The organism is Mucilaginibacter phenanthrenivorans, assembly GCF_024721155.1.
Classification (GTDB): Bacteria; Bacteroidota; Bacteroidia; order Sphingobacteriales; family Sphingobacteriaceae; genus Mucilaginibacter; species Mucilaginibacter phenanthrenivorans.
Genome location: NZ_JAHVAP010000003.1, coordinates 395,938 through 410,744, shown reverse-complemented (window position 1 = coordinate 410,744; position 14,807 = coordinate 395,938). Strand labels below are relative to the sequence as shown.

The following is a 14,807-nucleotide window of genomic DNA, read 5'->3' as shown; positions in this document are numbered from 1 at the left end:
TATGGCAAATTCATTTTTAGGAACGGGCTGGAGCTTCCCGCCAACGTTTGATAATTTTTCAAATAACCTGGTAATGACCAGCGATGAAGCAGATATACAGCTAAGCCTGCAAATCCTGCTGGCAACCCGCAAGGGCGAAAGGATCATGCTGCCCGATTATGGCTGCAACCTGGATGAGATGCTGTTTGAGCCCATCACCACCACGTTTAAAACATACATCAGCGAGATGATCAGGACAGCGATACTTTTTTACGAATCGCGGATAGATCTTAACTCGGTTAAAATTGATGATAGCAGGGAAACCGAGGGCGTCATCGCCATCGTGCTCGACTATACCGTCCGCACAACAAATTCAAGGTTCAATTTTGTATACCCCTTCTATAAAAACGAAGGAACAGAAATACAGTAATGGCAAAAAATTGTTTAGACACCGGCTTACTCTCATATAACGGCACCAGCCAGGCGCAACGGTCGCTGGATGCCCTATTGGCAAATTGCCCAAAGGTGGATGAGCGCACCACGGCTGATCTGATCCTCTTTACAAAAAAATATGGCGCCTATTTAAACTTCTACGACCTAACAAATACCATTGCAGGCGACTGGCAGGCCTTAATGGGTAACGACAGCGCGGTAATAATTGCCGGCCTTGCCGATTGGAAAACGCAGGACTATGCACTATTTATAAAAACCATAACCGACAGCGCCATCAACGCAACAACAGATGCCGATGCAAAAAGCTATTTTAAGGTTTTGTTTGATTTTGTCTTTTCGTTGGCTACAGCGTTGGACAAGGCTTATCATCAACTGCCTGATGGCTCAGAATATGGTGAGTTTTTGTCGGTGTCCATCGCATCAAGCTTATCCACACCTTTGAATGGGTTGCTGTATTACTACGACCAGTTTAAAAACAACCTGCCTGATTCGCTGATTGACGAAACATCAACATTCACCTATAACGGAACGCCGGTTGACGACCTGGTTTTATCGCAAAACTTCAACATCCCGGCATTAACTGCGCCGTTTAACATCGACACTACCTTCGTTACCAATAACATCCTGATGAGCGGTGTATTGCGTGATGATATCAACCATATTTTAACACACAATTTATTCTCGGGTATTTACCAGGCCTTTATCGATGGGGTAACCAACATCATCAGCCGCACGCCCGGATTTTTGGCAAACATGCTGGATACATATCCATCACATACACCGCATTATGCCCTATACCTTGCTTTTTTAAAGCTTTTCGCATTTGCGCAGGAGCACCTAAATCAATACACCAAACGCAACCTCGATTTTTATTATAAGGATGTTTTAGCGCTGACCAATAATGCTGCTGAAGCTGATTTTGTACACCTGGTTTTCTCGCTTCAAAAAAACATCAACCAACATTTAATCCCGGCGGGTACTGAATTTAAAGCTGGCAAAGACGCCAACAAAAACGACCTTTTCTATGCGACAACTAATGACGTTGTACTGCAAACGGCAAGTGTGCAGGAACTAAAAGCGCTCTACCTAAATAAGGGAATGAACCCGGCTACCCTTTTTGCCGCTCCGGTTGCAAATTCGCAGGATGGGCAGGGCGCAAAATTGCTAAGTGCCGATGGATCCTGGTTCCCCTTTGGCGGTCCTCAGCAAAACATAACGCATGCGGGCTTAGGCTTTGCCATAGCATCAAAAGTGTTATACCTTAACGAGGGGACCAGAACAGTAACACTAACCTTTAACTGCAATAATTTAACCGGCGTTACGCAGGCAAGCCTGTCGGATATTTTCACTGTTGAGCTTACCGGGTTAAAGGGATGGTATACCGCAACAGGTTACACCCCAAAAGTAATCGACAGCACCTCATTCTCGTTAACCATAACCCTTGAGGGAGATGCCCCGGCAATAGTGCCCTTTAATGCGAAACTGCATACCGGCAATTTTACAGCCGCGCTGCCGATGGTTAGGTTAACGCTGGATAGCTCGATATCGTACCAAATAATTAAAAACCTGCGGATAAAAACAATAGGCGTAACAGCAACTGTAAACGCGGCTAAAAACCTGGCGCTTCAAAATGACGACGGTAAGATAGACGCCTCGAAACCGTTTAAGGTTTTTGGCGATTTCCCGGACTCTGGTGCGTCGTTTATCATCGGCAGCAAGGAGATTTTTCAAAAGGATCTGACCAGCCTAACCATCAACCTTGATTGGCAGCAGGAACCACATAGCAACATTACAACCCAAATATCATCGCTGGTAAAAGGCGTTTGGAAGCCTGTAAACAGCAGTAGCGTGAGCTTATATGCCTCGAGCATTACCATAACTCCGGCTACGCAAAAGGTCTCAGCTGTTACAGCGGCACAAAAAAGCGGACAGGTAAAGTTTGACAAGATGCTTAAACTGACCCCCAAATTTGAAGTTGAAACACTTGAAGATTATATAACATTTGAAAAGGGAGGAATCAGTGCAAAGGAAAAAGGGTTTGGATCTGCAACACTTACAGAAATAACCGGCGATACTTATTATTTAATAGGCCTGCCTGCCGTTACCACAACCGGCCTGGAGAATGTTGTACAATCGCAACCCGATTTTACCGCGAACGGTGGCTATGCAATAACATCTGTTGATGGCTACATAGAACTGACGCTGAACAATACCGATTATAATCTGAGTACTTTTATCAACAGCATCCCCCAGCCATCGGTAACTGTGCTTACCGATGGCGCAACGCCCCCTAATGTAACCGGTTACCAGGTAAACAAAGTAACCACACCGATTGCAGCGCCGCCGGCTATAAAATCTATCAGCATCAGCTATACTGCCGAGGATAATTTATTATTTAACGATTTTAATGACCGCAGCAGTTACTATTACCATGTTGAGCCGTTTGGCTATCGCGAAATGCATCCGGCTATTACCACCGATGCACCGCTTACCTTTTTACCGGTTTTCAACCTGGATGATAACAATGCAAGTGACAACGGCGGCGAGCTGTGGATCGGATTAGCCAATGCCCTGCCCGATGAAACATTTTCGGTTTTGTTCGAGGTATCTGACGGCAGCGCAAATCCTTTAAAGAATATGACTGAAGTTGACTGGTATTATTTAAGCGCCAACAACTGGATCCTGTTTGATAAGCAATCGGTAACGGATCAAACGAATAATTTAACCACATCGGGCCTGGTGATTTTTAATGTTCCCGGGCAGGCAACGCTTAACAATACACGTGTTGATAGTAATTTGATCTGGATAAAGGCAGTTGTTGCACATGATACCGATGCCGTATGCAAATTAATTGCAGTTGATACCAATGCCACCAGGGCGCAGTTTGTGCAGGATATAGCGAAGGGTATAGCATTTACAAATGTGCTGCCGCCAAATACCATCAGTAAACCCGCTATTCCCGATGGAGCATTGAAGCAAACGCAGCAGCCATACAGCTCATTCGGAGGCAGGGTAGCCGAAACAGATGACCAGTTTTATGTGAGGGTGAGCGAACGCCTGCGCCACAAGCACCGTGCTATTACTGCGTGGGATTATGAGCGCTTAACGCTGCAATATTTCCCGCAGATCTTTAAAGCAAAATGCCTCAACCATACCGGGTTTATACTGGACGAAAAGACCAACCAGCCAAGGTATTCTGAAACATTGGCCGGCCAGGCGATGGTAATTACCATTCCCGATCTGACGCACCTTAATACCGCCAATATTTTGCGGCCATATACCAGCATTGGCTTGCTGACCGAGATCCAGGCTTACCTGAAAACATTGACATCGCCGTTTGTAAGGTTGAATGTTTGCAACCCGCAGTTTGAGGAAGTGCAGTTTGATTTTGCGGTAACATTTAGAGAGAATTATGACCCTACGTTTTTCTCCAATCAACTGAACGACGATATAGAACAGTTTTTAACGCCATGGGCTTTCGGCAACCCACAGGCCATCAGCTTTAACACCACCATTCAAAAATCGGTAGTACTCAATTTTATTGAGGAAAGATATTATGTTGATTTTGTAACCTGCTTCAAGATGAATCAGTTTGTTCGTGACGGCGAAACGGTTGTGCAATACTTCCCCGATATTGAGGAAGCCGTTCCGAGCACTGCACGGTCGATATTGGTATCGTATTACGACGAAACCACCAAAGTAAAACACCTGATTAGTACACCTGCTAAATGTGATTGTATATGACAGATTTAACCATATCAAAAGCCCCTGTCCTCTCGCATGACCAGGACTATGCTTTTCTCCGCGAAGCAGGGTTAAAGTATATTGAAAAATTAGGGAGCACACGGTGGACCGATTATAACGAGCACGACCCAGGCATCACCATTATGGAAGCCTTGTGCTACGCAATTACCGAGCTGGGTTATCGCACCGACCTGCCCATGCAGGATCTGTTGACGCAAGCAGACGGCACCATAGCACCATCACAAACCTTATTTACTGCAAAGAATATCCTCACCCAATCGCCATTAAACGTGGATGATTACCGTAAATTGCTGATAGATATTGTAGGGGTACACAATGCATGGTTTATGTTCAATGACTTCTTTACCATAAACAATAAAAAAGTACCTGCCGGTGAGGTTGCCATTTATGCAGATTGCAAAGCCGATGCGCTGACTTATGATGTTACCCCTCACCCTATCTTTTTGTCTGGCTTATACAATGTATTGCTCGACCTGGAAAACGACGAGCAATTTGGCGATCTGAATAATGGTGAACTACAAATCTTAAACCCGGCATTCGGCGCATTTAAAGCAGGAACAGTTAGCCTTACGGTGATTTTCCCTGTTTGGAATGATGCTACTGTCGCGGCATTGTTAACAGCCGACCCAAAATCAATAACTGCTGTAAGTACAACTTTCCCGGCAGGCGCTGGTATCAACATTAAAGTAAATTTCTCCTATAAATCCGGGGGGATAAGCCACGCTAAAACCCTTAATGGGATAGTAAGCGTTAACCTGCAGCCATCAGGCCAAACTGTTGGAGCTGCAGAGATCCAGGGATTTTTCGATACCGCTTTTGCATTGCAGGTCATCAACCTTTACATTTTAAAAATCCAAAAAGCGAACAACATAGTTAAGACGGCAATCCTCACCCTAAATAAAAACCGCAACCTGTGCGAGGATTTTGTAACAGTTAATACCATTAAGGACGAGGAAATTGCGATTTGCTGTGACATTGATGTTGCGCCTTCGGCGGACATGGAGGAAGTGCAGGCGCAGGTATTTTTCGCGATCGAGGAATACTTCGATCCATCGATAAACTTTTACCAGTTGAGTGACATGCAGGCGAAGGGCTACACTACCGACGAGATTTTTGAGGGCCCTGTTTTGCAGCATGGCTTTATCGATACCGTTGAATTAGAAAAAACACAACTCAGAGATGAGATCTACGGCTCCGACATTATCAGCCTGATCATGAATGTTGAGGGCGTATTGGCCGCCCGTAATTTCAGGATGACCAAATACGATGCAGACAATAATCCGATCCCTGCTGAAACCGGGAAAAAATGGTGCATGCCGATCACAACCGGCTGTAAACCTGTGCTGGCCGAAACCAAATCAAAGATCCTGTTCTATAAAAACCAGTTCCCGTATCTGCCGTCTATGGCAGACGTGCGCAGCAGGTTGAACTGGATGAATGCGGTTAAAGCACGTAATAAGTTATTAGGCCATACCTATGATATTGATGTGCCGGTTGGTACTTATTACGAACTGGATAGCTATACATCGGTGGAAGACCTCTTCCCGCAAACCTATGGCATCAGCGAGGCCGGTTTGCCGCCAAATGCCACTGATGAGCGACTGGCGCAAGCGAAACAATTGAAAGCCTATTTATTATTATATGACCAGTTGCTGGCCGATTTCTTCTCCCAGTTAAAGAACGCAAAAGAATTATTCTCAACAGAGATCACTGATCAAACCTATTACGCGCAATTTTTAAATACCATAAAGGATATCCTGCCTATCTACAAGCAGGACAGCAGCGCAAAAACCATTGATGATTTGGTAATGCAGCACCAGGATTCGGCAAATGTCACAGTGAACAGCTGGCAAAATTTGTATGAGGAACGTGAAACGTTTTTAGACAGGCGAAATCGTTTCCTCGATCACCTGATGAGCCGCTTTGCAGAGTCGTTTAACGAATACGTTTTGCTGATGTACACACTGGATTATACAACACAGCAGGAAACCGGCATTAACCCGGTTGACCTGATCAACAACAAGATCCAGTTTTTGGATAACTATCCTACTACCAGCTATCAGCGCGGCAGGGCATACAATTACTTTCCGCAGAACGCCGATTTCACTGTTGATACCACACAGCTTTGGGATACCGACAATGTATCGGGTGCTGAAAAGAAGTTGAGCAGTCTTGGTGGTTATAATAATTTTATCCGCAGGTTTTTATACTGCATCGGCAACGCAACTATAATTACCACGAGCGATACGCCTGCCAAATTCCAATTTGTTTTTGGCGATGGAAATGGCAACACATTGAAATCTGTAGCCAGCTATGCTACGCAGGATGATCTGAACAGCTCACTACCCGCCTTTATGGATTTGGTACTGGCCGGGCGCAGCTTTGTGATAAAACAAACCGGAAGCAACTGGAACATTTATGTGGTTGACGATGGCGGCAATAACCTGGCAATAAGCAACAATTTTACATCACAGGCGGACGCCAATACAGCGCTGACCCAATTTATAAAGGAATTCAACAACGAATGCGATGCAGAAGGTATGCACTTAATTGAGCATATATTGCTGCGCCCCCGCGATAACACGTTTGCTATGGCGCCTGTTTGCCTTGATGCCGACTGCGATTTTTGCGGCGAGCAGGACCCCTATTCATTCCGCATTTCGGTGGTGTTGCCTTACTGGCCTGTTCATTTCCAGAGCATGGCATTCAGGTCATACTTCGAAAACATCATCAGGCAGGAACTGCCCGCCCATACCATTGTAAAGGTATGCTGGGTGAATGATGTGATGCTTTACAACTTTGAAAATGCTTACAAGGCATGGATCATCGCGTTAGCTAATTACTCTGCCGATAAAACAACCTTGCCCGTTTTTGAGGCTGCAAATAAAACTTTATTACAATTATTATTCACCCTGCATAGCGAATACCCGGTAGCTACCCTGCACGATTGTGTCGAGAGCAAGGATACCAACTCGGTTCAGCTGGGCAAAACAGTTTTAGGATCTTTAAAAAATTGATATATGGCAAATCCATTTGAGTACATCGTGTACGAACCAGACCAGGTGCTTACCAATGAGCACCTTAACGAAACCTTTAACTACCTTGACCAGCAAAACCGCTGGACACGGAACAAGCTAATTGGAATTGGCATTGTTTGCGGTTTGGATATTGTGCTGAACCCCGGTGTTATTGAGGTAACAAAGGGATGCGGAATAACATCGCAGGGATACCTGATTGCCCAGGAAGCAACAAACTATACGTATTATATTCCGTATAGCCCGGTTGAGATCCCCGGCGACCTGCCGTTTGACCATGGCGCCAAATTGCCCTTTTATGCGCCGTTTTGGGCGACGAAAAAGATCTGGCAGCTGATTACCGACGATCAGTATGCTGCGCTTGAAAGCGCCAAGCAGCTAACGGCGGTAACCATTTCATCGGCCACCAGCTTTTTGCAGGATTACGTGGTTGCGCTGTTTTTGGAAGCAAAGGAAACCGACCTGAAAAACTGCAATATGCAGGATTGCAATAACAGCGGCGCAACCATGGCTTTTGCCATAAGGCCATTATTGGTTGCCATAAAAGATCTGCCTGAAGTATTGGCTGATTCGACAAACAACAAGCCAACTGCCCCGGCTGCGAACATCCCGCACCAAATCAGCCTGAAACGCTTTAATGTACCTTACGCGGCGCTTAATTCAACAGCGGATGTATTGAACGCGTTCGCCAATATTGTTGACGATACAACTTTAACCCAGGTAAGTAATGCTTATAATTTCGCCTTTCAAAAATATGGTGGCCTGGTAAACGTTGCCACTAATCCGTTTGCCAATTTACTGGCTAATTTAAAAAGCTACAGGAATACAGTGCTTACTCAAAACCAGGTGTTCATTCAATATTTTTATGATTTTGTTGACGATCTGATAAAAGCCTGGTACGAATTTTCGGTTAAGGTGTCAGACATTAACGACACCTGCTGCCCGGATGAAAACCTGTTTCCGCTGCATTTAATTTTAGGGCTGGCTTCTGATGATACTGATCCTTTCACAAAAGATGCCTATCGGGATTACTTTATGTATTCAGGCTTGTTTTCACAAAATGAGGACGCCGTTTCAGGAGCAATGCTATTGTTTAACCGCATGGTGATAATGGCGAATAAATTTACGGTGCAATCGCAGGCGCTGCAATTACAGGCCACCTTAAAGATCACCCCGAGCCAGTACGAATACCCATGGCTTTCGGAACGCGCCATCCCTTATTATTACCAGGTAAACGCAGCCGGAGCCGAATTGTATAAATACTGGAATTATCATAAAACCAGCCATGGCAGCGCTGCCTTTAACCTTGGTTACAACGCAAATCTGTACAACAGTAATACTGCCGTAACCCAGCCATTGTTGTATGATATTGAGTATAATAATTTTTTTAGGATAGAGGGTTTTATCGGCCAGAATTATAACAATGTTTTAACCAATATCCTGAATCAGCGGCAGCAGTATAACCTGCCATTTGATGTGGTAGCTGTATCCGCTGATCAGTTAAAAGCCGGCGCAACCTTACCCCAATGCAATATAAACGACCTTGAAACCGACTATAAACTGATAATTGGCGAAGCCGCCTGCAAGATTCACCTGGTTTTTTGTTTTATCTCCAAGTTGCCTTACAAGGTAGTTGCCTACAATTCGCGGAAAAAGACAGATACAGGTTTGTTTGAAACTGATAAACCTGTGGCTTTAAAATTCTCCGCATTTAAGGTAAACGTTGAAGCCATAGATGCATCGGGTACAGCAGCCACCGCCGCATATAAAAAAGGCGATTTTATGCGACAATATTGCCCGGCAGTTGCCGACACCATCGGATCAGCCTATTTGAATTCGCTGAGCTCCACAGGCGTATTTACAAACCCTGTACAGATTAACCAAAGCGTTCCGACAACCACAGCCTATCATTATTTTTTCGAGTTTATCGATTCTGTGGAAACGATGATGTATGCCCTGCAAACTAACACGCTGGCGCAATTGGACATCGCTGCTTTTAATACCATCGCCCAAACCTACCTTGTCGATACCGTGCTTACATTCACCATTCTTACAGAGTTGACCGTGGCCTTAACGCCCGCAAGTACGGGTGGAGCAAACGCACAATTTGTTACCCTTGTTGAAGATACGGAGCTTGATCTGTTAGTTGATGAAATGGGCGTGCTGACAACCATTTGTATTGCAGAACGGATTGCAATTTTGAAGACGGAGTATACTGCCAGGCTAACCAAATACCAGCAGCAGCTTAACTTTTTAAACTATTATAAAAATCATCCCGGCCTTGAACATAAGGCGGGTGTGCCAAAGGGTGGGACATTTGTATTGGTTTATCATTCAGCCGCAACCAATGCCACAACGCCGCCTGCCGCAGCAGGCAGCCTGGCGTTTGAAGTCCCCGATGAGGTTGTGGCAAGGGAAAATGTGGCGGCTGCACAAGCCGCAGCTCCCGCCGCACCGGCTGCAACAGGAGAGGATACTATTAAACTTATAAGAAGCTATTTAAACAGTAAGACAGAAACACTGGCCGAAACAAAGGATAGAATTTTAGTACTGCTGGAAAGAGAAAGAGCGCAGGCACAGCAATCGCAGGCGCAAACAATTCCTGACGGGGCGGTTATAGCCGATTTCTACATCCCTTATTTATGCTGTTCTGATTGCCCGCCGGTAGCTTATGTACTTGAACAGCCCAAAAACCCACCGCCGCCAAAACCTGTTGTTTCCATGAATACAACTTTTTGTGACAATGATACCGATGCAGAAAAGATAACTGTATCTATAGCAGGGGGTACGTTTAAAAAAGTAGCTGGTTTGGATGATAAAGGCCTCACATTTACCCCTGCAACAGCAGGGGCCGGCACCTATACCATTGCTTACACCGCAGGTGGAATAGATGCGGATCCGGTTACCGTCACCGTTTTGCCAACACCCAACCGCTTTGATTTTTCGGGCAAAAGTGAAAAGGTTACCCCCAACACAGATCGCACATTTACCATTGATGCAGCGTTTGGCGTTGAAAAGCCGAATACCAAATTTACGTATAAGTGGACCTTTGGTGATGGGTTTACAGTAAAGGAAGCAACCGGGCCAGTACAGCATATGCAAATAATATTTGACCCGGAAAAAGACAAACAAATTAAAACCCAGGTAACACTCACTACCTCAAATGGTAATTGCGCTAATTTGCCTGTTGCACACAGCTATATTGTTAACCCTAACGGAATCCAACTGGCACCGACATTTAAAGAAAGTGAAACCGGGTTTATTAAGGGAATAGAGGGTTTGTTTACCAAAAAGAAGAAAAAATAATGAATTGATTGCAGGCTGATTAAAACAGATCCGGATGGCAAGGCACCTTATTTATAAGCAAAAAGTTACGCTTCATCTTTTAAAAAAGGATGAGGCGTATGCTTTGCAGGATAGGGTAAGCAGGCTGCTTCAAAATGGATTAATGGATAACCTGGAGGACATCCTGGACGCAGCATTCCCTATTGACAAGGTTGTGCGGATTGACAAGTTGCAGTTGGACCTGGGCAACATCAGACTTCAAAACTTTGAATCTGAATTTAAAACGCAGTTTATTAGCGCATTAACAAAGAGCCTGGCTGCAAAAAAGGAAAGCTTAAGCGGGGCAAAAGGTGAAGAAGCAATATTTAGTAAAGCACAATCAGTAGAAAACGCACTGATCTTTTTCCTCGAAAAAGGCTACCTGCCCTGGTATAGCCAGGCAGGCAAAAAAGTCGACTGGGAGGAAGAAATCTTAACTTATCTAAATACAGCCGAATACAAACATTTTTTCAACTGGCTAAAGACCAATTACCAGGACCGACCTGTAATTATCGACCGCCTGGTTCAGCAATTTTCAAATAAGTTTATTGCTGAGCTGTTATTCAAAATGGCCCCGATTTTTGATGATTCGTGGGAGCTTATTTTTGCAGATTACTTATTTATAATTGGCGGTTTAGATAGACCGGAGACTGCGGCGCGTGATGATAAAAAACATGCTGTAGGCGAAGAACCATTAAAAGAAAATCTATCAAAAGATGATCCATCGAAGGGAAAATCATCAAACGAAAATTCATCAAAAACAAATACTTACAATTTTGCCATTAGCAGGCTGGCTGCACGCGACCAGATCTGGAAAACCGCCGTCCGCGTTTTGCTAGCGGCCGATGGAGAAGCCCCGGCCTTCGAGATCTTAAAGGCATTATTCAATTATTGGGGTGTTAAAAGCCGGTATATTTATGCTGATAAAGAAAGCAGCATAAATGAGGGCCTTAAAACTGAAGCTGTAAGGCTGGCATTCAAAAATCTAATCGCGCAGCTAAGGATGGATGAGGGTTATACAGATGCTGAAAGCAGATCTTCTCTTCATAAAAAAAACGAACAGGCTGAGCCGGCTTCAGATGATACTGTTGATACTAACGACAGCAGCTTAAAAATAGATGATAGTATCCCATCACCAAAAGACAACAACCCGGACGATTATAACATCTTAAAAAAAGACAGCAATCCGGGCGATGCTGCTGCAACGAAAAACTCAGCAAAAGATCAGGCAAAAAAAGGCGTATCCGTAACAAAAAAAGACGGCACGAACGAGGGAAATATAATAAGTGTAAATAATAGTGGGATAGTAATGCTTCATCCCTTTTTGAAGTCATTTTTTGAGGGCCTGGAGTTATTAACCGGTGGGAAATTTAAGAATGACGATGCCCGGGCCAGGGCTGTACTATTGCTGCATTATATTGCAACCGGTGAAACAGAAGCCGCAGAGTTTGACCTGACACTTCAAAAGATTTTATGCGGACAACCGATGGAAAATACATTGCCATCATCCATAGAGCTAACCGATCAGGAAGCGACAGAAACAGCTAATTTATTACGATCCGTATTAAGCCATTGGGAACCGTTAAAAAACACATCGATAGATGGGTTTCGCGGTGCTTTTTTACAGCGCAACGGCAACTTAGAGTTAAAGGATAGCGGCTGGCTATTAACCGTTGAACAAAAAACAATAGATATTTTATTGGGCAAACTACCGTGGGGATTCTCAACCATCCGTTTGCCCTGGATGCAGGAACTGTTAAGTGTTGATTGGTATTAATTAAAAAATATGGGATCAGTTGATTTTAAACACAACGATGACAAAAAGCAGGCTAATAACCCGGCTAATGGAACTCCATTTTTCAAACCGGTCATTCAGCCTAAACTTACCGTAAATGAACCTGGCGACAGTTTTGAACAGGAGGCTGATACTATGGCCGACCGGGTTATGAATATGTCACATCCAGGCACCGGCCAAAGCGCTTTTTTTAACGCTGCAAACGCACCTTTGCAACGCAAATGCCAGGCTTGCGAGGAGGAAGATAAATTTGTACACAGAAAAGAGAGTGACGGCAGTGACGTGCAAGGCGGTCACGATCTGGATAATTATGTGGGCTCTTTGGGCTCAACGGGGCAATCGATGCCTCAAAGCAGCAGGCAGTTTTTTGAACCCCGGTTTGGGCATGATTTCTCGAACGTAAAGATTCATACGGATTCGGTTGCGGCGAAATCAGCCCAGTCAATAAATGCGCTGGCCTATACAACTGGGAACAATATTATTTTTAACAGCGGGCAATATTCGCCCGAAAGCGATAGTGGAAAAAAATTGATGGCACACGAGCTTACCCATGTGGTGCAGCAAAGCGACAGGGTGCAACCCTATCGGCCCAAAAACGCTTTTAATTTTGGTAAGGCAGACCAGCCACCCGCCCTGGTAGAGGATAGCTTTAACTGGGATAAAGACCAGGAAACCAAACCATGGATTGAAGAGATTACTGTTACACTGGATAAGCAGCAAACCGATGCCAATGGGGCAAACATGTGGACAGGTACTGGTGTGGCCAAATATTATAAAGATAAAATGACAGCGGTGAATTTTACTGTAGCAGCGGGTTCACCCGAACTCGGGATGACCACCGCCGGGAATTTCCACGTAATCCGGATGGAGGGCGTTGGCTATAACAGCGGTTCACACTCTGCCCCGTTCAAACCCGGAGAAAGGGAGGGCCCGAACAACCGGTATTCAAAAGACCTTTCTGCAAACATGCACTTTGCGGTATTTTTTCATGGAGGCGAAGCATTGCACCAGGGGCCTACAGATGCCAGCTCGCATGGATGTGTACACGTTGGCGGAGAGATCCAGCAGATAAATTATCACAGTGTGCTTTATCACACTAAGGTTAATATAATAAAAAAATAAATCCAGGAATCATTTAAAAATGGTGATTCCCTGGCATAATAGAGAAGAAGTGCTATGCTTAAGAATTAATTTTTAACACAATGAATTTAGCCCCGCAAACAGCGTCATCTAATAAGCAGAAGCAAAACCCGCCGGTAAGTGCGGCATTTTTTCAGCCCAAACTTACCGTTAATCAGCCTGGTGACGTGTACGAGCAGGAGGCCGATCATATGGCCGATAAGGTGATGCGGATGACTGATCTGTCGGCAAAGCAGAATTATTTTTTTAGGCCGGTAAATAATGCGGCACAGCGCAAATGCCAGGCTTGTGAAGAAGAAGAGGAAAAACATGTGCATCGTAAAGAGAAAGATGGAGGCGAGGTACACGGCGGCCAATATTCGCCCGAAGGTGATAGCGAAAAAAAGTTAATAGCGCATGAGCTAACGCATGTAATTCAGCAAAACGGCAGTTCGGGAAGCATTCAGCGGCTTTGTACACCGGCACCAATTTGCAGAGGTGGGGGAATCGCCGGGTCTGCCGAGGCATTTGATATCCAGGAGGAAAAAAATGAGGAGGCCGCGCGCACGAGGCGTTTGGCGCAGTCGCCATCGGTGGCGGTGAGCAACGGTCATGGCGGCCGCGCCACGCAGCTGGAGATCTTTCTGGAGGCGCAGTTTCCAGGCAGGTTAGCCACCATTCAGGGCATTTTTATTGACATGGATATGTCGCCTAAAACAGGAGCGTTTACTGAGGACTGCAGCCAGTGGATAGCCGACTCATTGCCTTCGGGCACTGTTGTGCCTGGTATGGCAGGCGCAACAAGGCATTGTGTTTTTGTACATGGCTTTTTAAACCAGCAGGCCCTGCAATTTAATACAACTTCGGCAGCTACAATTGGCCGGTTTAACCGCGAAGACTGGAGGGTAAACACTTTACAAACCCTTACACACGAATCGCAGCACGGCATATTTGATACTGCGCCACATTCAAGACCCGCCGGGATCAGAACGCCTGCCTGCACAAGGGCGCACCTGCAACCGGAACTAACTGAATTGTCTGCAGAGATAAGCGAGTTTCCAGCGGCATTCAGGGCCATACCTGCTGCTGCCCCTGCTACTGACCCGGCACGACAGCGGCTTGCAAACTGGTTCAATACAACTATTACTGATCCACGTGAAGGGATAAGAGGCATCCTTCAAACAATGGGCTGTTCCTGTAATTGCAGGGAGGTTGACGCTTTTGTAACGGATACTTATAATTTCACAACAACATCATGGACAACCGCCGAAAAAGCGGCCTTTAATGCAGAAATGAATAACCCGGTATGGGGGATCAGGTGGCCTATACCTTAAAAA

At 45.1% G+C, this 14,807-nt stretch carries 7 protein-coding genes; all 7 read left to right on the top strand.

What is annotated here, in order from left to right; translation table 11 throughout:
- Position 1 precedes the first annotated feature (1 nt).
- The 7 genes from KXD93_RS08330 (at position 2) to KXD93_RS08300 (ending at position 14,804) form a co-directional block, all read left to right on the top strand.
- Positions 2–409 carry a GPW/gp25 family protein gene (locus KXD93_RS08330; protein WP_258136544.1) on the top strand — a complete coding sequence of 136 codons (408 nt, stop codon included), beginning with the start codon at positions 2–4 and terminating at the stop codon, positions 407–409.
- Complete coding sequence (locus KXD93_RS08325) at positions 409–4,176, top strand: baseplate J/gp47 family protein (protein ID WP_258136543.1); 3,768 nt, start codon at positions 409–411, stop codon at positions 4,174–4,176. Before KXD93_RS08330 ends, KXD93_RS08325 begins: the two co-directional genes overlap by 1 nt.
- Positions 4,173–7,214: a baseplate wedge protein gene (locus KXD93_RS08320; protein ID WP_258136542.1), complete on the top strand. Its 3,042-nt coding sequence runs from the start codon at positions 4,173–4,175 to the stop codon at positions 7,212–7,214. The genes KXD93_RS08325 and KXD93_RS08320 overlap by 4 nt, the downstream gene beginning before the upstream one ends.
- Before the next feature lie 3 nt (positions 7,215–7,217).
- A complete protein-coding gene (locus tag KXD93_RS08315) occupies positions 7,218–10,538 on the top strand; it encodes a hypothetical protein (protein WP_258136541.1) in 3,321 nt (1,106 codons plus the stop codon).
- 34 nt (positions 10,539–10,572) lie between these two features.
- Positions 10,573–12,333, top strand: coding sequence for a contractile injection system tape measure protein (locus KXD93_RS08310; RefSeq protein ID WP_258136540.1), 1,761 nt, complete (start codon positions 10,573–10,575; stop codon positions 12,331–12,333).
- A 9-nt stretch (positions 12,334–12,342) separates the two neighbouring features.
- On the top strand, positions 12,343–13,473 hold the full coding sequence (locus tag KXD93_RS08305) for an eCIS core domain-containing protein (protein WP_258136539.1): 1,131 nt from the start codon (positions 12,343–12,345) through the stop codon (positions 13,471–13,473).
- 80 nt (positions 13,474–13,553) lie between these two features.
- Entirely contained in the window at positions 13,554–14,804 is a 1,251-nt protein-coding gene (locus tag KXD93_RS08300) for an eCIS core domain-containing protein (RefSeq protein ID WP_258136538.1), read from the top strand.
- Positions 14,805–14,807 lie beyond the last annotated feature (3 nt).